Raw genomic sequence first — 22,954 nt, forward strand, 5'->3', positions numbered from 1 at the left:
CCGTAAAATAATTGATAATCATTCTCTGCCTACGTTCATTATAAACAGGACAGGTAGAAATTACCATCATTTTTATTCGACTTGCCCATTTGTTTTCGTCATTTTTTGTTTGAATAGTTAATTACCCAAATCGATACCCATGTATCAACGATTTAAAATTTAACGGTAAATTAATAGAATTGCAAAAAAGTCGGATTTTTTATTCATCCGACTTTTTTGTTCTTGATTTTTAATAATTATTCCGCTGATTTTTCGAGCTCCATGGCCTTGATCCTTTTTTGGAGAGCGAGTGTCTGTTCAATCGTCTCTTCATCCAGGTCGTTAAAATCAATGTAGTCACCGGTGACGATATAAAAGACCGTTTCAAAAATATTGGTAGCATGATCGCCAATTCGCTCCAGATACGAACCGACAAAAATAAATACCGAACCCTGATGGATGTTTTTCGAATTGTCCATCATATAGGCCAGACATTCATGATGAATCTGGACATTAAGGGCATCAATCTCATCTTCCATATCCACCACTTCTCTTAAGCGACTGATGTCTTCATGAACAAAGGCAGCAATGGCCAACTTCAGCAACTTCTCAGCCAGTTCACAGGCCCTCGGAATATCAACCAGTCGCTTCATGTAAACCACTTCCGACAGTTCCAGCACCCGCTTGGAAATATTCACCGCTAAATCAGCAATTCGCTCCAGATTGGTGATAATCTTGTAGGTCGATGCCAGCCGTCGCAGATCCGTGGCCACCGGCCCCTGGGTCGCAATCACTTGACTGACTACCAGCTGCAGTTCAATCTCTTTGGCATCCACCAGATCATCCCGGTCGATGACCGATCGGGCCAGTTCACAATCCTGAGATTTTAGCGCATCCACCGAATCTGACAGCATTTTTTCAGTCATCGCCGACATCAGTAAGATTTCATCTTTAATCATTCGCAGTTCTTCATTATATCCAATTCGCATGTTCATTCTCCTTATCAACCGAAACGTCCGGTGATGTAATCCTCAGTCCGCTTATCATGGGGGTTTGTGAATATGATCGGTGTTTCATTGAATTCGATCACTTCGCCCATCAGAAAGAAGGCGGTTTTATCCGATATTCGTCCCGCCTGTTGCATCGAATGGGTGACGATAATAATGGTATAATCTTTCTTTAAACTGGACATCAGATCTTCGATCTTGGCCGTGGCAATAGGGTCGAGGGCCGAGGTTGGTTCATCCATTAAAATCACCTCCGGGTTCATCGCAATGGTTCGGGCAATACAGAGCCGCTGCTGTTGACCACCTGATAATCCCAGTGCCGATTTATTGAGTCGATCCTTGACTTCATCCCAGAGGGCTGCCTTTGTCAGGCTTTCCTTTACCAGAGCATCCAGTTGGTTTTTATCCTTCATTCCCTGACATTTCGGGCCATAGGCGATATTTTCATAAATACTCATCGGAAATGGATTGGGTTTTTGAAACACCATTCCCACTCGAGTTCGCAGATTGATGACATCAATTGGTCCGTTAATATCTTTTCCGTCAAAAAGAATCTCACCGTTAATTTTGACCGAGTCAATCAAATCGTTCATGCGATTGAGGCAGCGTAAAAAAGTCGACTTACCACAGCCAGAAGGGCCAATGAACGCCGTCACTTCCTTCTCCCGTATTTCCATATTGATTGATTTAAGAGCCTGAAAATCGCCATAGAACAAATCCAGGTTTTTAGTATTAAACTTTATATTTGTGTCCATATTACTCCTCATTTTTTATTAAAGACGTCCAACTTGTCAGAAGTGATCCGGGACAAGATGTTCAGTACAATAACAATGACAATTATGACTATGCCAATCGCACAGGCCAACTCGATGTTCCCTTCTTCCTTGGCCACATAATAGGCTTGTACCGTCAGGGTACTGCCCGGTGAAAAAAGCGTTCCGGGAATTTGCGCTACCGTTCCGGCCGTGAGTAACAAAGCAGCCGATTCTCCGACCACCCGGCCAATGCTTAGCAGCACTGCGGTCGCAATTCCTGGAACTGCACAAGGCAACACCACCTTGAAGATGGTTTGCAGCTTGGTGGCGCCTAGAGCCAGAGAGCCTTCCCGAAAGGCCATCGGCACAGTTTTCAGTGCTTCTTCAGTACTTCGGATGATAACCGGAAGTAGGATTATGGCCACAGTCAGACTGCCGGAAATCAATGAGATCTGTAAATTCATAGCGACTACAAAGAAGGCCATCCCAAACAGACCAAAAATAATCGACGGAATCCCTGCCAGACATTCCGCTGCGAAACGAATCGCATTCACCAGTCGTCCGGGTTTGGCATATTCGGTCAAGTAAATTGCTCCAAAAATACCCAGTGGCAAAGCCACAATCAGTGACAACAAGACCATATACAACGTTGTGATGATATTCGACTTGATGCCGCCACCAGGTTGAACAACTTTTATTTTCAATTCGCCTGATTCTGCTGAGATTGTTTTTGATACTTCTTCCAGCGTCATATCGCTAAAATCAGTGCCATTAATGCTCTGAAGAATATAATCGGTGCCAATAATGATTGCTTTACCGGTAGAATCAATGGCCCCGTTTAGCGGCGAGTCTTTTTCAATGTAACTAATCACAATCTGTTCCCGTTCGGTGCTGTGATTTTTATAAGAAACCTTGGAAATGGCAGCCCCGATATTTTCCACATAGATGGGGCCTTCCAGCAGTGTTTCATAGCGTTGATCATAGGGCTGCTTATTGTTCAGGTTTTCTTCATCAATGCTCAGTGGTACATCACCGGACTCCATAAAGGCATAGACGACCTTTTCATTATAATCCCGGGTCAAGAAATCCCAGTTTACCAGACTAATTCCCTTTACAAAAATGAACCCGACAATCGATAGCAAGACACTTAAGGTGATGCCAGTGGCCAGATAAATAATCCCTTTAACTAAACTATCTTTTGCTGTTCTTCCCATTTAACTACCTACCTTTGCCTTAATCAATTTATTGACAGCCAGATTGATGATCATAATAAAAATAAATAAGACCACCCCAGTTGAGTAGAGCAGCTCCTGGTGAACCCCGGAGGCGTAGCCCATTTCCAAGGCAATATTGGTCGTCAGTGGCCGGATCTGATCAAACAGACTGGTGGGAATCCCCGCAATGGGATTTCCGCAAACCAGCATCACTGCCATGGTTTCGCCAATAGCTCGACCAATCCCCAGAATTACCCCAGTCATAATCCCGGACCGGGCTGCCGGTACGACCACTTTGAAAATCGTCTGAATTTTAGATGCCCCCAGAGCATAGGAACCTTCCCGATATTCTTTCGGAACGGCGCTGATGGAGGTTTCAGAGATGCTGACCACGGTTGGCAAAATCATAATTGCCAATACCAGGATCGTCGCCAGCAACGATTCACCCTGAGCCATCGGAGAAATATTAAGTACATAGGGTACAACGATTCCCAAGCCAAAAACCCCATATAAAACCGATGGAATCCCTGCCAGTAGTTCCACTGCAAAGCGGATCTTTTTACCAATTCGGGAACTGGCCATTTCAGAAATATAAACAGCGGTAAGAATCGCTACTGGTACACCAATCAGAATTGCCCCAAAGGTTGCATAAACGGATCCCACAATCATATAAAAAATTCCGTACAGATTTGAACCCGGTCGCCATTCAACCCCGGTTAAAAAATCCCATAAAGGGTAACTGTTGGAAATAAAGGGTTTTAATCCATTGTAAAAAACGAAAGCTGTGATTGCCAAAACACTGACTACAGCTACGAAAGCACAGATCAAAAAAAAGCCTTCAATGATTTTCTCTTTTTGTTTCTTACGTTTAATTGCCTGCAAAATAAACGCTCCTTTTCATACCCACGCTGATTACTTGCTGTCATGGGATTATTTTAATGAAGAGAGACTCCTTTTCAGGAGTCTCAGTTTTTTGGTATTAAACTGCGATACCACCGTGTTCTTCTACGATCGCCTGCCCTTCGGTACTCATCAGGAAGTCAAGGAATGCCAGGGTTGCATCATCAACTTTTGACTCATCATACATAGCCAGGAATGGTCGTGAAATAGGATAGGTTTTGTTTTTAACATTATCAACGGTTGCCTTAACACCGTCGACATCAATGGCTTTAACGGTTTTATCTACGAAGGTTAATGAAACATAGCCAATGGCATTAGTATTTCCGGCTACCGTTGTCTGAACATTTCCGTTACCCTCTTTAATGGTGGCATCGGCTTTCAGTTTTTCTTTAAAACCAACCAGTTCTTCGACTGCATCTCGGGTGCCTGAACCATCTTCCCGGGATACTACAACGATCGGGGCATCGGCTCCGCCAACTTCGCTCCAGTTGGTAATTTCGCCCATATAGATTTTGGCGACCTGGTCTTTGGTCAGGTTGGTAACCGTATTGGCCGGGTTTACGACGATGGCAATTCCATCATAAGCAAAGATCAGTTCCGTTAAATTACCCTTTTCTTCGGTTTTTAATTCCCGGGAAGCACAGCCAAAGGAGTAGGTGCCAGCGGTTGCCCCTTTAATCCCATCTGATGATCCGGTTCCGCTGTAAGTGAACTTGGCATCCGGGTTCAATGCTGTAAATTCTGAACCAGCGGCATCGATAATTTTCTGAACAGAAGTGGAACCGCCACCGTTGATTTCACCAGAAACCGTCGCTTTCGTTGTAGAAGTCGATGTTGATCCTGATGATCCGCATCCTGCCAGGGTCAGCACGGTCGCGCCAACTAACAGTGATACTAAAACTCTTTTTAATTTTTTTGACATTTTTTTCTCCTTCAAATTTCCTTAATTTTCGTTGTTTGCATAGTTATCTTATCAAATAAAAAACCATAAAAGGTTTTGAGGAGGTAAAGAGATTGTTAACACTCTGTTAAATTGCAGGCGTTTAAATTTTTGTTTATACTTACAGAGTTTCAAAGCAAAAAGCAGACTGGCGATTCAGTCTGCTTTTTGCTTAATAAAATTTTTACTTTACTTTTCTAACCATTAAATTCTATTGAAAATTTCTTCAATTAAGGCTTTGAGTTCCTGGTACATCGCTAAACCCGTCAGTGGTGCCAATGCATCCAGCACACCCTGGTAATACCAAGCCTGCTTTTCCTTGCCTCTGACAAATATTTCCCAGACATCTTCGCCGATTCTGGCATAATCAGCTTTGACGCTTCTTAAGTTGGCCAGTTTATCAGCGCAGGCCAGCATCTGCATGTCACGGGTTGCTTCATTCTTTAAAAAATCGATGGTATGTTGCTTGCGTGCTTCCCAGGACAAGCGTTTATTTTCCGAATCGGAGGCGACCAGATCGGCAACGGCATCACCAAATTCCCGACGGATCGTTGTCAGACTGGTATCGGTATCTTCAACCGTATCGTGAAGCAGACCGGCCATGATCAGGGTTTCATTTTCTTGTGGATCCACGGCTTCACTAAGAATTTTGGCGACCTCAAAGGGGTGTGTAATATAGGGAACCTGGGAGCCTTTGCGGAAATGACCTTCATGGGCTTTGGCAGAAAATTCAATGGCTTTTGATATTGACATAGACCCTCCTTGATTTAAAATCTCTTCGAAATTGCGAAATGAACGCGCATCCAACCGTGCTTACTTTATGTGTAATGTCAAGCTTTCCTGGATAAATCACTACTAAAAAAGCTCAAACTTTTTTCTCAAACTTTTTTAGTATTTTATCATAAACCACTTGCATATGAGCTTCATTGACGTAATCAGTCAGTTGATCAATGGCGATCCATCTGACCCCGCTGTTTTCATCCGGTTTGATGGCCAGTGGTTCGTCCTCAGAAGCCAAAAGTAAATAGGCCACTGATAAATGTAAATGGGCCGAAACCGGCTGATTGTTTTTGAGATGACCAAAAACCGGTAAAATGTCCAATGAAATAATATTGTCAGACATCGCTGTCACCGTGCTTAATCCGGTTTCTTCTTTAGCTTCCCGGATTGCCACCTGAAGCAGATCCACTTCGCCATCAGCATGCCCTCCGGTCCAGGACCAGGACTGATAAATATTGTGGTAGATCATTAACAGTTTATCCCGTGACGGATTAAAAATCAAGGCTGAACTGGTCAGATGGGCAATTTTATTGTCCCGGAGCAAAACATCCGGATTATTATGAATAAATCGGATAAAGGTCTGTTGATCGGCCTGTTCCTGAGCTGATTCGGGTTTAAATGCGGTAATGGCGGTTAAATAATCCATGGGCTCCTCACGTAAAGCACTAAGGTTAATTAATAAAATCGACGGATCGGTTTTTTTCGGGCAATCGTAACCGGTTTATCTTCGGCGAGGGTTACCTTTCTCGGCCGTCCTTTGATGTTTCGGGTTTGCAGCTCTTTTAGCACCTGCGGGCCTTTGTTGTTAAGAATTTCCACGAAAGTGGAGACATCCAGGATCGTAATCACGCCGATATCCGCTGCTGTCATCCCCTTCAGATTGCAGAGCGTCCCGACAATATCGACCGGCCGCATTTTGGTCTTTTTACCGGCATTGATATGGATCTTGGTGATTTCCCGGCTCAGATCATGGGCTTTGTCCAGCTTTTCGACGGGTTTTTCCTGCAGCTTTGTAAGAAAGGCCGGTTTCATTGCATGAACAGTGGAAAGCGTCGGACATTCTTTTTCAATAATTTCTTTATCGATATAATTCTCAATATCTCGAAACAAGCGGCCTTCTTTTTCCGAAACCAGGGTAATCGCCTTGCCACTGGTGCCCCGACGGCCCGTCCGTCCGATCCGATGGACATAGGTTTCCTTTTCCCAGGGCACATCAAAATTGATAACCAGCGAAATCTCATGAATATCGATCCCTCGGGCTGCCACATCGGTGGCAATCAGATAGCGAAAGGCTCCCTTTTTAAACCGCTGCATGACCTGGGTGCGGTCATCCTGTTCCATGCCGCCGTGAATCTTTTCACAGGCCTTGTTATTTTTACCCAGCAAATTATAAATCGTATTGACCATTTCCTGGGTGTTACAAAAAATAATACAACTGTCCGGATTTTCCACCACCAGTATATCTTTTAAAGCATCCAGCTTATTGTCGTGACCCGTTTTATAAACGAACTGTTCAATCGCGTCCGTTCGTTTGGCCTCTGCTTCAATCTCAATGATCTGGGGATCATTCATGTATTTTTTTGACAGCCGCTGTATCTCATTTTCCAGCGTCGCCGAAAACAACATCGTCACCCGGTTTTTGGGCAATTCATTGATGATCTCCTCAACCTGATCGATAAAACCCATATTCAGCATCTCATCGGCCTCATCGATGACCAGAAAGTGGATCTCGTCAGTAATGAAAGTACCCCGCTCGATATGATCCATAACCCGGCCCGGGGTTCCCACCACCACATGGGTTTTCTGTTTCAGTTCTTTTTCCTGACGGCGGATCGGAGATTTTCCATAGAGGGCGGATACTTTAACCCGCTTGAAGCGGCCGATATTAAAAATATCTTCATGGACTTGCAGCGCCAGTTCCCGGGTAGGCGTCAGCACCAGGGCCTGTGGTTTGTTTTCTTCCCAGTCCAACAGTTCACAGATGGGAATTCCGAAGGCGGCCGTTTTTCCACTGCCGGTTTGAGCCCTACAAAGAATATCTTTTTTTTCCAAAGCAATCGGGATCACGGCTTCCTGAACTTTTGTCGGGTTTTTAAAATTGAGTTTTTCAATGGCTTTTAGGAGCTCATCACTGAGTTGGTACTGGTTAAACTTTTTATTTATCACTTTTTTCTACTTTCTATTTTTATTCTCAACTGAATCTAATCCATTTAAAAAGCTGTATCTACTGGGAATTTACAGAAGATACAGCTACTCTTACACTTGACAAATTATTATAATCTAAAATCAAATTATATGCAAGGTATGTTTACTAGATTATGATAATAAAATACTGTAGCTTTCAAACAAAGTTTGATAATAAATGTCATCAATGTCCCCATTTCCAGATTATTATTAGGTATTATTTTAAAACAAAGTTTGATAATAATCCGACTTTTTATTTATTTGTTTTTTCTATTTTAAAACAAAGTTTGATAATGGAAAAAAGAAAATCACAAATGCCTTTATATTAGGGATTGTGACCATCCTATTATCAATACTATATTTTAGAAAGGACAAAATTATTTTCAAACTATGTTTTAAAAAAATCAAGCCTACGACGTAATATTGGGAATTATGGTTTGATTTTGATCACTCTTTATTAAAAGTTACAATGATAATTGATGATGTTAGTTTCATATACTAACCCACATTTTTTACAAACAAAAAAACATGCTACTTTATACATAACAGGTTCTATCTAACATCATATTTGATGCGTAGTTCTTGGTGGCGGAGAAGGTCGTACTTAACGCAGCTTTTCGAAATCAATTTAATCCAATTCAATTCGATATTATATCATTGTACCAGCTATTTATTACTTCTATCGCATCCGGCCTGTCGTGAAAATGAGCTTTAATATGTTGCTTATTCAAAACATTAATCAAGCATAAAACATCTTTAGCTGTTCTCATTTTATGTACTTCTGACATTGTATAAAAAAAATTGAACTCATGCAAATTTTTAATTCTTTCTTCCATATAACTTTCTCCATGCAAAACCAGTCGATACATTAAACTTTCAAAATATTCACTATATTTTTGATCGCCCATTGATGCTAATAATTCTTGATCACATGAAACTGCTTCTAAAAACTCTTCTCATTACATTACCAATGACCAGATCATTATTTAGAGAATTACCAGACCCATAATCATAAATTAATTTTAATAGTTGATTGTACTCATTTCTGGAATATGGCATATCAGTTAAATTCATATCAACGAGTTCCAAAAGTAAAAAATCCGTTACATCTCGCGAAAATTTTATCTTAGCAGCGTCTTTTATTTCTTTAATCGCTTTATTTATATCATTAATACTTGATAAATCATGAGAAATCACAATCACTTTGCTATTTTCATTCCCTAATAAAACTCTTAGTAATCATTCCAGGCATCTTCTGTGATAAATACCCCACGCCGAATACGTATCAGTCGACCTTTTTTTACTTCCTTGTATAAATACGCACTTAGTATATTTTCACATACAACATCTTTTGTCAGAATCAATCCATCTTTTTCATAGATTAATGTTTCAAGTTTATTCTGATCATTCATCATTACCACCTTTTCATTTGCGCAATGATTATAACAGTATTAAAGGGTGAATGAAATTATAATTCATCTATACATATTATCGAAATAACCGCATTAAATATGCAAAAATTCTGAAATTAACCGCCCTGTGATATCATTCAATTCAGTTTTCTGGAGAAATCAAGGGTTCCCCTTCTTCATCAATGAGCTTAGTCAGCCCTCCTCCGAATTCATCATAATGATACAAATAATTTACTCCCGTTTCTGTATCCTCTATGATTTTACACCCCGATTTTTCTCCCATTAATTCATTTGTAATGATATTAAACCGACATTTCTTATGATTTTTTGATTTCATTTTCGTTTTGTTCTCCTTTTTACCATTTTGCTGAACTTCCTGGCACTACAAAAGTAGTTTTACTTAGTCAGTATGTTCTATAGAAAGGTATAAAAAAACACCTGCGGGAACATACTTCTGTCCCACAGATGTGCATAAACAAATCTGTTGCCGCCGAAACAGCCCGGCACCATGAACGGTGTATTGTTCATCGCCTGATCAGGTTGTACTATAGATTTACATGCAATGCAAAGAGATTTAATTTAATTAGTTTAATCTATTTAAAAATTTTTGTCAAACATATTTTGATTCAAAAACGATTAAACTGTTTAATCGTATCAATTCTCAGATGCCTTAATTATTGCCATTTCCAATTCAATTTCTAAATCAAAGCAGATTCTTTATATTCTGTTGCCACATTTGTTTCTCTTTTCAATCATGACTGTTTCTTTGATAAGAGTTCCTGAAGTTCCCTCAACATTTTAGTCTGATTTTTTAGTTCCTGCATCTGCTCATCCTGTAAAGTGCTGAGGTAAGTCAATGTTTTATGGTCTGTATCGGCTTTCGCTTCATTTTGAGCTTGGATTACATTCTGTCCCACCATAATGATGGGCAAAAGCACCAATTGCAAAACGGTTTGGGCAATATAAGTTACCCAAATAATGATATTATTTGCCTGGATGACCGGCGGCAGCATTAACAGATCTAGAATAAGAAAAGCATAAGCGCACCACATCGTGCCAACCCCGTTGGTAATCTTCACGGCAAGCCAGAAATTGAACCTGGCGATACCTTTTCGATCTTTGCTTATGATGTCATTTGGATGCGTGACATGGGGATGTTTCTTGAATTTTCTGATTGGCTCAGGTTTAAACCGTAAATTTGTAAGTTTTGGATTGGTTAAATGTCTCGTTTTTTTCATTGTGTTCACAGGAATTCCCCCTTTGATTTTATTCTTGAGTCGATTTCAGAAATTTGTAATCATTGAACAACGTTTCGTTTTAATCTTTTTTTTCTTCGTTTTTATCCAATCATTTTCAGTTAATTGCATTTTTCTACTCGTCTCAATTTTATTATATCAATACTTTATTTATTATTTGTTTATTTTATGATTGCCCTATTTAAAATTAAATATTCCATTATTTAAAAACATTATCATTCATTTTTAAACATTTATAATCAATAATTGTATCTAAATATCATCAAAAGCCCAACCTTGTAAATATTTTATCCATATTTTCGAGAAATGTGTTATAATCGTTGGATTGAAATTTAATAATCGACGATTATGGATTCATTTTAAATTTCTGGTCTTGTGTACTATCGCAACCCATGTATAGACAAATCTGCACCGCTTCATAAAACTTAGCGTTTTGTGAAAGATTTCCAAATGAGGTATCACTATTGAACAAGCGAAAAAAAAGTGTGATTGAAAACAGACGTACCAGCTCACTGTCCCCCCCCAAAAGAGAACATTCTAATCAAAAGAAAATAGCTCGCTCGGTAGCGACTCCTTCAAATCGCCCCCAAAAATATAAAAAAAACAAACGAAAAGGTGGTTTTAAGAAATTTTTTAAAACCATTGTGATGATTGTTCTCATTTTTGTTGGAACCTGTTTTGGTGTCAATGCGTTTTTTCTGGGAAACGTCAGTGACCTTCCCGGAACACTCAGTAATTATGGGATCAGCCCCGAAGCTGCTGCGATGGCCAAGCAGCATAAAATTGTTAATGTTGCAGTATTTGGTGTCGATGGCCGGGATGATGTTGATGGCAACCGTACTGATACCATTATGATTGCCTCAGCTGACTATGAACATAGTAAAATAAAAGTGACTTCCCTGATGCGTGACACCTATGTTTATGTGAATGACCAATATGGCTATGATAAAATCAATGCAGCCTATTCTTATGGTGGGCCAACGCTGGCGCTTCAATCCATTAACCAGAATTTTGACACCGCCATTACGGACTATGTGGCCATCGATTTTTCGGCCATGGTCTCCATGGTTAATGCTGTTGGCGGCATTACTGTTGACATTAAATCCCAGGATGAACTGGATTGGGTAAATGAATATCTGATGGATGTCAATGACAAGGTCAATACGACCTCACCCGATTTGTCCAAAATAGGTCCTCAGGTTGTTGACGGTTCACAAGCCCTGGCCTACTGTCGGGTACGTTATGTCGGTGACGGCGACTTTGATCGGACCCTTCGTCAACGAACAGTTTTTGAACAGGTTTTGTCTAAAGCGTTTAACCTTAACATATCCGATCAATATAAACTTCTAATGGGAACCCTTCCCTATGTGGAAACCTCATTGACGACACCGGAGCTCATCAAATATGCTGCAAACCTTGCACTGATGCCAAATAAGGATATTGAACAGAGTCGCCTGCCAACCGATGACGCAAATGCGCTGGAATATATTGATGGTGTTTCCTATGTCATTCCGAATACTCTGGTTGACAACATCAAAGCCTTTTACTCGTTTATCTATGAAACAGACTACATACCTTCAACAACTGCCAGTAATATCAGCAAAAAAATTGCTGCCACGCTTAAAAGTGCAAGTAACTAATACAGAAGAACCACCATAACGTGACACGCCTTACAAACATTCAGATATTTTGTTCATGTTTACTTGAGTTGATGTAACCCATAGGTCGAAAGGAATATTTATGCAGCAAAAAATCATCTTTGTGAGCCTCTTTCTAGCCTTCTTACTCGTTACCACTGGAGTGATTTACGGCTTTAATACCATTGAAATGGTTACGGCATCTGAACCGGATACAGCTAATCTAAATGTAAATAACAATTTAAATATTGATACCGTTAATATTGCAGTTTTTGGTATTGATGGTAGAAGTGATATCGAAGGTGATCGATCGGATACCATTATGATCGTATCCCTGGATTTCAAAGACGGATCGATAAAGGTCACTTCCGTCATGCGAGACTTATTGGTTCAGATTCCTGCAACTAAGAATACTAATCAAACATTTGATAAAATCAACGCTTCTTACGCCTATGGTGGCCCGGAGCTTACCGTAAAAACATTAAATCAAAACTTTGATCTTAACATCACCGACTACGTGGTTGTTAATTTTGATGCCATGGTAGATACCGTCGATACCCTTGGCGGTGTCGAAATTAATGTCAAAAATCAGGATGTACTCGACTGGACCAATAAATACATTGATGATGTCAATGATAAGGTTGGCAGAAAAGATCCCTACCTTACTGCCATTGGACCCCAAACTGTCACCGGAGTACAGGCTCTGGCTTATGCAAGAAATCGCTATAGTGATAATGATTATGAACGTACCCAACGTCAACGTGAGGTTGTTGGACAAATTGCTGAAAAAGCGTTTAAGGTTGATGCTCTTACAGGTGTTAAACTCTTAACCAAGGTTTACCCGTATGTTAAAACAACCCTTGCCATTAATGAAATCACCATTTATGCCAAGGCTTATTTAGCATCTGCCGATAAGCAATTCCTGGAGTTCCGTATACCTACAGACCAGTTTGTTCAGGATGACATGATTAACAATATTTCTTACGTGGTACCAACGAGTCTGGCCGATAATGCAATTGCACTCCATGCTTTTATTTATGGGTCTCTACAAACCTTACCAACCGACGGAACAACTTCAGCCACTGATAACAGTAGCAGTATGACTACAGCTATCAATTCCAAAAGTTCAACCAGCACTAGTAGTTCAGGCGATTCAAACAGTACCAGCGGCAGTGCATATGTAACCTATGTACCTACGGAAGGGCTTCTTAAAATCAGTGACGCCATTTCATACTATGTTGGCTACTAATGAAATTCAACCTTCAGCAGCATCATTAACCACAATTTTTCTATGAAAACCGTTTCTAAAGCAAAATAACACGAATAACACATGGTTTTTTAATGTTAAATTTTCTTTATCTATTTGACAAATAATGTTCCGCGTGTTACCCTCGACGTGGAAACAGAATAATTACGGTAGGTGAGGCTACCGTAGGGATACGGGTTGCTACCGCGGAGTAGTGGAGACACTATGAGAAGGTCAGCAGTTTATGTCGATTCAAGGCATAATCTAATGCAATTTCACTGCCCTACGATGCTAAAGCTTGAACGGATACAGTTTTTTGCATTTTTTTGTGCGGATTTTATCCCTTGCCGATTTATTTTGGCAAGGGATTTTTTTATTTGATATCCTTAAATATCTTAATTAAATTAAAGAAAAAAGGTGGTGAGAAGAATGGATTCAGATCATAGTAGCGGCATAGAACCTGAAAGGCGGAGTAGTAATGAATTTCAGAATAGCAGACTTTTCTGCATCTGTTCTTCCTTCCAGCCCCATTGAATAGATAAATAGCCTTTTTGTTTTATGTCTTTACTCCTGAAACACTACTGTCTAACGGCAAAATTTACATTACATAGGAGGTAAGACAATGAAAAAGAAAATAATTCAACCCATCATTAATTCGGTTTCCCCCATAACAGAAAAACTGATTCAGGCCAGTCGCATGGATGAAGCGACTCTTTTAAACGAAATGAATGCCTCAATAAGTGGCTATCGTGAAGATCAGGCCGAAACATTACGGGATCAATATGGCAGCAATGAAATCTCGCAGGAAAAACCGGAAACCTTGCTGTCAAGGCTGATTGGCGCATTTGTCAATCCATTCACAATTGTCCTTTTTGTCCTGGCAATGATCTCGGTCGTGACCGATATCATTCTGGTCGCACCGGAGGATCGGAACTACCGAACTGTCATCGTCATCGGCTTGATGGTGACCATCAGCGGATTGCTGCGATTTATCCAGGAAACCCGTTCCAATCTGGCCGCTGAAAAACTTAAGGCTCTGGTTTACACCACCGTGGCCGTTGAACGCCAGGGCGAAGGCAAAAAAGAAATTAAACTGTCTGAAATTGTTCCCGGCGACATTGTTTATCTTGCGGCCGGAGATATGATTCCTGCTGATGTCCGAATCCTCATATCCAAAGATTTATTTATCAGTCAATCCGCCCTCACTGGTGAAAGCGAGCCGGTTGAAAAATGTGCGACTGCTGGCAAATCGGTAGAAAATCCGCTGGAATTATCAAATCTTGCTTTTATGGGTACCAACGTTGTCAGTGGTTCGGCAACCTGTATTGTCCTGGCAACCGGGGATTATACCTGCTTCGGTTCCATGGCAAAATCAATCACCGGAAAAAAAGTGGTTACCAGCTTTGAAAAAGGCATCAATTCAGTATCCTGGGTTCTGATTCGTTTTATGATGTTTATGCTCCCAGTTGTGTTCTTTGTGAATGGCTTTACCAAAGGCGACTGGTTGGAAGCCTTTATGTTTGCCCTTTCGGTTGCTGTTGGGCTGACTCCTGAGATGCTGCCGATGATTGTCACCACCAACCTTGCCAAAGGCGCGGTAGCCCTGGCCAAGAAAAAAACAGTCGTCAAAAATCTCAATTCCATTCAGAATTTTGGTGCCATGGATATTTTATGCACCGACAAAACCGGAACCATCACTCAGGACAAGGTTGTTCTGGAATATCATCTTGATATCCATGGAAACGAAGACGAACGGGTCCTTCGCCATGCTTTTTTAAACAGTTTTTATCAAACCGGCCTGAAGAACCTAATGGATGTTGCCATCTTATCCCATGCTGATCATGAACCCTATACCTCGCTTCAGGAACGATACAGCAAGGTGGATGAAATTCCCTTTGATTTTAATCGTCGGAGAATGAGCGTGGTGATTCGGGATGAAATGAATAAAACCCAGCTTATTACCAAAGGAGCGGTGGAAGAAATGCTTGCTATTTCTTCCCACGCCGAATACAAAGGCAATGTGGAACCGATAACCGATGCCATTCGCAGCAAAATTCTTAAAACCGTTAAAAAACTGAATAAAATGGGAATGCGGGTGATTGCGGTGGCCCAGAAAAACAATCCCGCCGTTGAAGGTGTTTTCACCGTCGCCGATGAAACTGATATGGTCTTGATGGGTTACCTGGCTTTTCTGGATCCACCAAAGAAAACCACCCGGGCTGCCATCAAAGCCCTTAAAAAATATGGGGTGACAGTTAAAGTGCTCACCGGTGACAACGATGCGGTTACTCGCTTCATCTGTAAAAAAGTTGGTTTAAAAGTTGAAAATCTCCTGCTTGGCTCGGATATTGACCAAATGGACGATGCAAAGCTTGGGGTAACCCTGGAAACCACCAGTGTCTTTGCCAAACTATCTCCCCAGCAGAAAACACGAATTGTCCGGATTCTCCGAGAAAACGGTCACGTAGTCGGCTTTATGGGGGATGGCATCAACGACGCTGCCGCCATGCGGGAATCCGACGTCGGCATTTCAGTCGATACTGCCGTTGATATTGCCAAAGAATCGGCTGATATCATTCTTCTTGAAAAGGATTTGATGGTTCTGAAAGATGGGATTATTGAGGGCCGTAAAACCTTCGGGAATATCATCAAATACATTAAAATGACCGCCAGCTCCAACTTCGGCAATATGTTTTCCGTTGTTGCCGCCAGTGCGTTTTTACCATTTTTGCCAATGCTGCCGGTGCAGATTATTTTATTAAACCTCATTTATGATATATCCTGCATTTCAATTCCCTGGGATAACATGGATTCGGATTATCTAAAAAAGCCTCGAAAGTGGGAGGCCTCATCGATCGGAAAATTTATGATCTGGATCGGACCCACCAGTTCAGTATTTGATGTCATAACTTATATTCTTATGTTTTTTGTCATCTGCCCAGCTGTTACAGGGGGAGCGTATGGTGCCCCAGGTGTAGACAATGTCCTGTTTGCTTCACTCTTTAATGCCGGCTGGTTTGTGGAAAGCCTCTGGTCACAAACCCTTGTCATCCATATGATACGAACACCTAAAATTCCATTTTTCCAGAGTCGCGCTTCATGGCAGGTTTTGTTTACCACCACCATTGCGATTATTGTTGGAACCAGTATTCCATATACATCTTTTGGAGCATCTATGCGCATGTCCGGTATGCCACTCACCTATTTCCCATGGCTTTTCGGTATGATTCTATGCTATATGTTCCTGGCAACTTTCTTAAAAACAATGTATCGAAAACGCTACGGCGAATTACTTTAAGGAGAAGGAAAATGATAATAGGAAGCAATATCTATGTGGCTATCGGTTTATTTGGCACCTGTGGTTTGATGCTCTTAGGACTTTTTTCCACCTACCCGGCTGTGAAGGCTTTCGAAAAAGGCCGAAACTTTACTAAATGGTATATTTTCAGTTTTCTGCTTTTCCCTGCCGCCTTCATTGCATCATTTGTCATCAAGAGAAAACGAAAACGCCTTAAACGATCAAAAGATCTCAAACAATCAAAACACACACACAAGTAATTAAATTTGCATCCATCTACTAGTTTAGGTTGTGTAAAGTTTCTGCAAAAGTTGCATATCCTAAAAAAACCTGAAAAATAGTATGAAAAGTTGATCATTTTGTGGGCGAGTATAAAATCGCCATTGGCATCTTCAAAGCCATTAAGATGAACAATCTGATCAAGTTGATCACCTTTTAATAAAAAACAACTCAGAAATAATAAGAATTCTTTGCAAAAACCACATATTTTGTGGCTTTTGCTTTGCACTAATTGAGTCGCTAGTAATCCGCACAGTGTCAATAAAAAACCTCTTTCGGTACTGAATACTTAAAAAATCGGTTCCAATGCTATCCATTAATACTTCTAAGTATAAAACACCTTCTGAATGTTTGCGAGTGTTAATTGCATCAAACCTTAATTTTGTTTAATTCACTTGACGAAAACAGGTTTAATACTATAAATTAGAATTATCAAAATCATATTTGAAAAAGAGGTGTAGAAAATGAGTTATTCATCTAGGTCATCAAAGGGTAAACACTATAAAAGTGGAAATCAGGGAAGCAGTCACTATAAAAAGAAAGGACTGTTCGGAAATATGTTTGATATGCTCGGTTCTGGTTCCGGAAGCGGAAGACGTACCCAACATAATAATATGGGAAACCCTTCTCAAAATACCCAGACCAGTCACCAACCGACCAGTAATCAAAATATGACGGTATGCGGAAGTTGCAACGCCACAATTCCAGCGGGTTCAAAATTTTGTCTGCAATGCGGCCAAAAAGTAAATACCGCCGCATTCTGTTTAAACTGTGGTGAAAAACTGTCTCCCGGTGCAAAATTCTGTCTCAGCTGTGGTCAAAAAGTAAATCAGTAAACGGATGCTTTTCAATAATAAGTTAAACCTTATTGGAAAACAAATTGGCGGATATACCATATTGACCCTAGTTGGCCATGGCCGATATGGTATCTGCTATCTTGTAAATAACCGTAGCTTGACAAATCTTTAAAAATATATTACACTATAAATATCTCTTTGCACTGCATATTTAATAACAGTACAACCTGATCAGGCGATGAACGTTAATCCGTTCATGGTGCCGGGCCGTAACAACGGCAGCAGATTTAATTTTTAACATCTGTGGGACAGAAGTATGTTCCCACAGGTGTTTTTTTATACCCTTTTAAGAACATTGACTGCATTTTAACCATTTATGGAGTGACTTTGAGGCTATTAATTTTAAAGCCAAATAGGCTACAAATGGAGGTTTGATTTTGAAAGAATACACCACCAGTCCAGCAGGACTCACTACTAAAGAAGCGCTGCAGCGCCAGGAGCAATTTGGGAAAAATGAATTAACGCCGCAAAAAAAAGAGAGCTTTTTTCACAAGGTGTTGCATATTATTTGTGAACCGATGTTTCTCTTGCTACTCGTTGCCGCAGGTATTTACTTTATTCTGGGTGAACCCCGGGATGGTGCAATCATGCTGGTATTCGTTATCGGTATTATCAGTATTGATGTCATTCAGGAATGGAAAACCGATAAGACACTTAATGCCCTCAAAGATTTATCTGCACCCCATGTCAAAGTTATCCGTGATGGACAAGAATTAACCATTGCCAGTGTGGATCTTGTTCCCGATGATTTGATGATGGTTTATGAGGGCGTGAAAATTCCAGCTGATGGAATCGTTATCAAATGCAGTGATTTATGTGTCGATGAATCATCGCTTACCGGTGAAGCTGAAGGTGTTTGGAAAATCACAACCGAAAATGTTGAGCCGTCATCTGATTATTGGCGTAAAGATTATTGTTATGCCGGAACCCTTGTTACTCAAGGAACGGCAATGATCCAAGTTGACAAAATCGGCGTAACTACCGAATATGGAAAAATTGGTGCTAATGTGGCCTCTGCCCCGGATGAACCTACACCACTGCAAAAACAAACCGGAAGCCTGGTTAAACTTTGTGCTGGAATTGCCGCCGTTCTGTTTGCTCTTGTTGGAGTGTTCACCTATATCAACATACCTGATCATGCCTTTGGTGATCGTCTGATCGAAAGTATATTAGCTGGTATCACTCTGGCGATGGCGATGATCCCGGAAGAATTCCCGGTCATTCTTACTGTATTCCTTTCTATGGGAGCATGGCGACTTGCTAAAAAACAGTCTCTGGTTCGTAAACTGCCGGCTGTTGAAACCCTCGGTGCAGTCTCTGTTCTTTGTGTTGATAAAACCGGAACCATCACGATGAATCAGATGACAGTTCAAGATACCTGGGCAATTGAAGGCGAAGTTGATAATCTTTGTGAAATCATGGGACTTGGCTGCGAAACCGATGCCTACGACCCCATGGAAAAAGCTATGCTCAGCCATTGTGAAAAAGCCGGTTTTTCAAAAGAACATCTTTTTGGTGGTCAATTAATTACCGAATATGCCTTTACCAATGAATTAAAAATGATGGGTCATGTTTGGTACCATGATGATGAAATCATTATCGCCGCCAAGGGATCTCCTGAACGTATTCTCACAATTTGTGATCTTTCATCTGAAGAGCGTTTAGTCGTTGATGATAAGATTCTTGAAATGTCTGAGCAAGGTTTGCGGGTTATTGCTGTTGGTATGATGAAACCGGCAACCGAAGCCGATATTCCAGCTGAAATTACGGACTGTCATTTAACTTTATGCGGGTTAATCGGCCTTGCCGATCCACCTCGAGAATCGGTCAAAAATGATATTGCACTTTGTACTAAAGCTGGCATACGGGTGGTAATGATTACCGGGGACAATGGCATTACCGCTGCGAGTATTGCCAAGAAAATTGGCATGCCCAACTCCGATCATATTATCACCGGGGATATGCTCAATGAAATGACAGATGAAGAATTGTGTGAAAAGGTTAAAGACGTCAGCATTTTTTCCCGGGTTGTGCCTGAACATAAAATGCGAATTGTTAAAGCTTTTAAAGAAAACGGCGATATTGTTGCCATGACCGGTGATGGAGTCAACGATGCCCCAGCTTTAAAATATGCCGATATTGGTATTGCCATGGGTAAGCGTGGTTCTGAAGTATCGCGTGAAGCTGCCGATCTCATTTTAATGGATGACAACTTTTCAACCATTGTTTACACTGTGAGAGATGGCCGTCGCGTCTATGATAATATTCAAAAGGCGGTCGGCTACGTGTTCACCATTCATATACCCATTGCCTTTGCGGCATTGCTTGCCCCATTGCTTGGTGTAGGTCCCGGGAGTCTGCTATTATTGCCTCTTCATGTAGTATTGCTGGAGTTGATCATTGATCCAACTTGCTCCATTGTCTTAGAACGTCAACCTTCCGAAACCGATATTATGGAACGAAAACCGCGTGATCCCAAAGAGAAGTTACTTAATGCCAAAATTCTCTTAAAAAGTATCACCCAGGGTCTGGTTTTATTTGCCGCATCTTTTGGCACTTACTATTATGTTTTGGGACAGAATCCGGAGAATCCGGAACTGGCCAGAACGATGGGGTTTGCGATTATTATGCTGGCCAATCTTTTTCTTGTTCAAGTCAACAGCTCCGATCATGATTTTGCATTTCAGTCGATGAAACGATTGGCCAAAGATAAGGTGATGTGGGCGGTAAATATTGGAACTCTCGTTGGACTGTTTATTATTCTCTATACCCCAATCAACGTTTTCTTAAAGCTTACCCCCCTGACAATTAGTCAGTTCTTTATTGCTTTTGGAATTGCTGGCGTTTCGGTTTTATGGTATGAAATAGTAAAGCTTGCAAAAAAACAAAAGGCATGATTAAAAAACTTCTTCATACCATAAATGAACCGCCCCCTTACAAGTAGACTGTGGAGAAAATTAAACTTGTGCCGTCAATCACATTTTGTGGATTGGCGGCATGCTCTTGCTAAAGATCTCTGATAGTTCATGAATTCAATGAAGGGACATGAAATCCAGACTTTTTTTGGTATCAGCGATGATTGTAATTGTCGGTATAGATGTCTACGATACCAGTATTATCTTATCATAGGAGGCTTTTTTACTACATACGTTACACTTCCGTTTACCCTATTCTCCCTAGCACAGCTGGGGAGTAATATTTTAATTCAATTAACAGTTTGATTGATTAATCACATATTGGGGGTACACACAAAAAGAGAAAAAATACTGAAGATTTGACGAAAGCGAAGTTATTTAATGAAAATTAGTGTAATCTATTTTTTTATTATTGTTTTTGCCAATACTATCGGATCAATTTCCGGAATGGGCGGCGGCATTATTATCAAGCCGATGATGGATGCTATCGGTATGCATTCGTTGGTTGAAATTGCTTTTTATTCCAGTACAGCCGTTTTATCAATGTCAATTTTTTCCACCTGGCGACAATTTAAAAATCCAATCAATATAAATATAAAACTGGCTTTGTTTCTCTCTTCGGTGCCCTGATAGGCGGAATTTTAGGCCAATATATATTTAACCAGTTGCTGGAATTTCTTCCCGACGATTCAGCGGTTCAATTAATTCAAATTATTATAACCGTTTTGTCGCTGGTCTTTGCGTTGTTCTATACCATCAGTAAATGGCAATCCCTGAAGCTTGTCAACATGGTATTCTTCGTTCTTATTGGCGTATTCCTTGGTTTTCTGTCCTCCTTATTGGGTATTGGCGGTGGTTCCATCAACGTAGCGTTATTGATGTTCTGTTTTGGTATTCCTATCAAAGAAGCCACCGTGTATTCCATCATTACCATTCTTTTTTCACAGCTTTCAGCCTTAATCACCATGGGATTTACCATCGGCTATGATTTTTATGACCTAAGTTTGTTGTTATCCATTATTCCTGCCGCCATTATTGGCGGATTCCTTGGCGCAAAACTCAGCGGTATTCTGTCTGAAAAGATCGTTTTAAAATTATATCAACTTATCATCATTGCTGTGATTGTCTTAAATATCTGTAATGGGATCAAGCTGAACTAGCTCAAAGGTTGAGCTTCACTATTTCATCCTTTTAATAAAAAAGTGCCTACGGCCCATCAACACCCCTGCCCCTCAATCTTGAGGTTTTTTTGCTTTTCTTTATCTTTAATTTGTTGTAAAATTCAAGTATGCGTGTTTTTCAAAAGATTTTTTTGATTATTATGATCAAATTCTTGCTTAGCCACGTCGACCGGTTGTTGTGGAAAATATTGATAAAATGATTCACTGTGGTGATTTTTCCAGAGGTTTTGCTTTATACGGCTGTACTCAATGCGGTAAGTTAAAATCGGCACTGTGTTTTTACGATTCCTGAACAATTGCGCCTTTTCTTTTTGAAGGATCGGTCGCTGCTCTCTGATCTTTTCCATTCCGTCAGGGATGTCATCCTGCGCCTTTTTTCTCTCTCTTTGTCTTTTTTTGAGCTTTCCTTTTTTGTGTAATTTCTTATTAAATAAATAAAAAAACTGCTAATTTGGCTGTAATTGGCAGTGAAAAACTCACCGCTTCGCTCAGTCCCAGTAATGTAACTGAAACAACAGTTTCCTAGAATTCTAGCGATCCGACTATTGCTACTGTGGACTCCAATGGAAATATAAACGGCGTTAAAGCAGGTACTACGAACATTACCGCAACGACTGTTAACAACCTTTCTGCAACCTGCCAGGTCACTGTTTCTTCGACTAGCACTGAAAAAAGCATTTCTTATCAAACTCATGTTGAAAATGACGGCTGGATGGGCTGGACCAAAAACGGTGAAAGCGCTGGTACTGCTGGTTTGAGTTATCGTTTGGAGGGTATTCGAATTAAAATCGTGCCTAAAGGTGATCCTGCTCCCGGCTCAACAACTGAACCATTTATTAAATCCAAATTATTAACTATTCAGGATAAATTGGAAGTTACTTGGATCTCCGAAGCTTCGTACGTCAAATATGCTTTAATGACACTCCCTATACTGAGTACATTAAGAATCAATCTCCACGTTCAGGAACTTATTCATTAATAGAAAAGCCTGATGGTAAAATTGTTATTGACTTTGATTTTTATAGTTCTCCCATATACTCTGATATAACTGATGCCGCATCACTTTCTGATGGAGTGATTACAATTAGCCAATTTCAAATTTTATCGTTCTAAT

Annotated in this window: 21 protein-coding genes, 2 pseudogenes and 3 riboswitches; of the genes and pseudogenes, 9 read left to right on the forward strand and 14 right to left on the reverse strand. The window is 40.5% G+C overall.

What is annotated here, in order from left to right; translation table 11 throughout:
• Positions 1-236: 236 nt before the first annotated feature.
• The 13 genes from phoU to Q7P33_RS06395 form a co-directional block, all read right to left on the reverse strand.
• Complete coding sequence (gene phoU, locus Q7P33_RS06335) at positions 237-968, reverse strand: phosphate signaling complex protein PhoU (protein WP_303868546.1); 732 nt, start codon at positions 966-968, stop codon at positions 237-239.
• A 14-nt stretch (positions 969-982) separates the two neighbouring features.
• Positions 983-1,741 carry a phosphate ABC transporter ATP-binding protein PstB gene (gene pstB, locus Q7P33_RS06340; protein WP_303868548.1) on the reverse strand — a complete coding sequence of 253 codons (759 nt, stop codon included), beginning with the start codon at positions 1,739-1,741 and terminating at the stop codon, positions 983-985.
• A gap of 8 nt (positions 1,742-1,749) precedes the next feature.
• Entirely contained in the window at positions 1,750-2,955 is a 1,206-nt protein-coding gene (pstA, locus tag Q7P33_RS06345; protein WP_303868550.1) for a phosphate ABC transporter permease PstA, read from the reverse strand.
• On the reverse strand, positions 2,956-3,837 hold the full coding sequence (gene pstC / locus Q7P33_RS06350; protein WP_303868553.1) for a phosphate ABC transporter permease subunit PstC: 882 nt from the start codon (positions 3,835-3,837) through the stop codon (positions 2,956-2,958). It abuts the gene before it with no gap.
• A gap of 97 nt (positions 3,838-3,934) precedes the next feature.
• The gene (locus Q7P33_RS06355; protein WP_303868555.1) at positions 3,935-4,777 is read right to left on the reverse strand and encodes a phosphate ABC transporter substrate-binding protein; all 843 of its coding nucleotides are present in this window, start codon (positions 4,775-4,777) and stop codon (positions 3,935-3,937) included.
• Between the two features lie 222 nt (positions 4,778-4,999).
• Entirely contained in the window at positions 5,000-5,548 is a 549-nt protein-coding gene (locus Q7P33_RS06360; RefSeq protein WP_303868557.1) for an HD domain-containing protein, read from the reverse strand.
• Between the two features lie 112 nt (positions 5,549-5,660).
• Positions 5,661-6,221, reverse strand: a complete 561-nt coding sequence (locus tag Q7P33_RS06365) for an NUDIX hydrolase (protein WP_303868559.1) — start codon at positions 6,219-6,221, stop codon at positions 5,661-5,663.
• A 29-nt stretch (positions 6,222-6,250) separates the two neighbouring features.
• On the reverse strand, positions 6,251-7,741 hold the full coding sequence (locus Q7P33_RS06370; RefSeq protein WP_303868561.1) for a DEAD/DEAH box helicase: 1,491 nt from the start codon (positions 7,739-7,741) through the stop codon (positions 6,251-6,253).
• Positions 7,742-8,397: 656 nt separating this feature from the next.
• Positions 8,398-8,595 (reverse strand): hypothetical protein, encoded by a 198-nt coding sequence (locus Q7P33_RS06375; protein WP_303868563.1) that lies wholly within the window; start codon positions 8,593-8,595, stop codon positions 8,398-8,400.
• A gap of 91 nt (positions 8,596-8,686) precedes the next feature.
• Positions 8,687-8,962, reverse strand: coding sequence for a hypothetical protein (locus Q7P33_RS06380; RefSeq protein ID WP_303868565.1), 276 nt, complete (start codon positions 8,960-8,962; stop codon positions 8,687-8,689).
• A gap of 29 nt (positions 8,963-8,991) precedes the next feature.
• On the reverse strand, positions 8,992-9,174 hold the full coding sequence (locus tag Q7P33_RS06385; RefSeq protein WP_303868567.1) for a type IV toxin-antitoxin system AbiEi family antitoxin domain-containing protein: 183 nt from the start codon (positions 9,172-9,174) through the stop codon (positions 8,992-8,994).
• Positions 9,175-9,313: 139 nt separating this feature from the next.
• Positions 9,314-9,508, reverse strand: a complete 195-nt coding sequence (locus tag Q7P33_RS06390) for a DUF6440 family protein (RefSeq protein ID WP_303868569.1) — start codon at positions 9,506-9,508, stop codon at positions 9,314-9,316.
• Positions 9,509-9,623: 115 nt separating this feature from the next.
• Positions 9,624-9,720, reverse strand: a riboswitch (NiCo riboswitch).
• Positions 9,721-9,923: 203 nt separating this feature from the next.
• A complete protein-coding gene (locus Q7P33_RS06395; RefSeq protein ID WP_303868721.1) occupies positions 9,924-10,409 on the reverse strand; it encodes a hypothetical protein in 486 nt (161 codons plus the stop codon).
• Between the two features lie 482 nt (positions 10,410-10,891).
• Between Q7P33_RS06395 and Q7P33_RS06400 the strand changes: the two genes are divergently transcribed.
• The 7 genes and pseudogenes from Q7P33_RS06400 (at position 10,892) to Q7P33_RS06430 (ending at position 21,819) form a co-directional block, all read left to right on the forward strand.
• Positions 10,892-12,067 carry an LCP family protein gene (locus Q7P33_RS06400; protein WP_303868571.1) on the forward strand — a complete coding sequence of 392 codons (1,176 nt, stop codon included), beginning with the start codon at positions 10,892-10,894 and terminating at the stop codon, positions 12,065-12,067.
• 100 nt (positions 12,068-12,167) lie between these two features.
• Positions 12,168-13,313, forward strand: a complete 1,146-nt coding sequence (locus Q7P33_RS06405) for an LCP family protein (protein ID WP_303868573.1) — start codon at positions 12,168-12,170, stop codon at positions 13,311-13,313.
• A gap of 156 nt (positions 13,314-13,469) precedes the next feature.
• A riboswitch (M-box (ykoK) riboswitch) is annotated at positions 13,470-13,628 on the forward strand.
• A 304-nt stretch (positions 13,629-13,932) separates the two neighbouring features.
• The gene (gene mgtA, locus Q7P33_RS06410) at positions 13,933-16,608 is read left to right on the forward strand and encodes a magnesium-translocating P-type ATPase (RefSeq protein ID WP_303868574.1); all 2,676 of its coding nucleotides are present in this window, start codon (positions 13,933-13,935) and stop codon (positions 16,606-16,608) included.
• 11 nt (positions 16,609-16,619) lie between these two features.
• The gene (locus tag Q7P33_RS06415) at positions 16,620-16,868 is read left to right on the forward strand and encodes a hypothetical protein (RefSeq protein ID WP_303868576.1); all 249 of its coding nucleotides are present in this window, start codon (positions 16,620-16,622) and stop codon (positions 16,866-16,868) included.
• A gap of 483 nt (positions 16,869-17,351) precedes the next feature.
• Positions 17,352-17,723, forward strand: coding sequence for a zinc ribbon domain-containing protein (locus Q7P33_RS06420; protein WP_303868578.1), 372 nt, complete (start codon positions 17,352-17,354; stop codon positions 17,721-17,723).
• 178 nt (positions 17,724-17,901) lie between these two features.
• A riboswitch (NiCo riboswitch) is annotated at positions 17,902-17,998 on the forward strand.
• A gap of 123 nt (positions 17,999-18,121) precedes the next feature.
• Positions 18,122-20,641 carry a cation-translocating P-type ATPase gene (locus Q7P33_RS06425; RefSeq protein WP_303868579.1) on the forward strand — a complete coding sequence of 840 codons (2,520 nt, stop codon included), beginning with the start codon at positions 18,122-18,124 and terminating at the stop codon, positions 20,639-20,641.
• A gap of 465 nt (positions 20,642-21,106) precedes the next feature.
• Positions 21,107-21,819: pseudogene (locus Q7P33_RS06430) on the forward strand (sulfite exporter TauE/SafE family protein).
• 122 nt (positions 21,820-21,941) lie between these two features.
• Here Q7P33_RS06430 and Q7P33_RS06435 read toward each other — a convergent pair.
• Positions 21,942-22,187 (reverse strand): hypothetical protein, encoded by a 246-nt coding sequence (locus Q7P33_RS06435; protein ID WP_303868581.1) that lies wholly within the window; start codon positions 22,185-22,187, stop codon positions 21,942-21,944.
• Between the two features lie 191 nt (positions 22,188-22,378).
• On the opposite strand from Q7P33_RS06435, the pseudogene Q7P33_RS06440 reads away from it, so the two are divergent.
• Both Q7P33_RS06440 and Q7P33_RS06445 read left to right on the forward strand, forming a co-directional pair.
• Positions 22,379-22,474, forward strand: a pseudogene (locus Q7P33_RS06440) (Ig-like domain-containing protein); the annotation flags it as partial.
• 42 nt (positions 22,475-22,516) lie between these two features.
• A complete protein-coding gene (locus tag Q7P33_RS06445) occupies positions 22,517-22,819 on the forward strand; it encodes a hypothetical protein (RefSeq protein WP_303868723.1) in 303 nt (100 codons plus the stop codon).
• The last annotated feature ends 135 nt before the right edge of the window (positions 22,820-22,954 follow it).

Origin of the sequence: Acetobacterium wieringae (genome assembly GCF_026646375.1) — a bacterium.
GTDB lineage: Bacteria > Bacillota > Clostridia > Eubacteriales > Eubacteriaceae > Acetobacterium > Acetobacterium wieringae_A.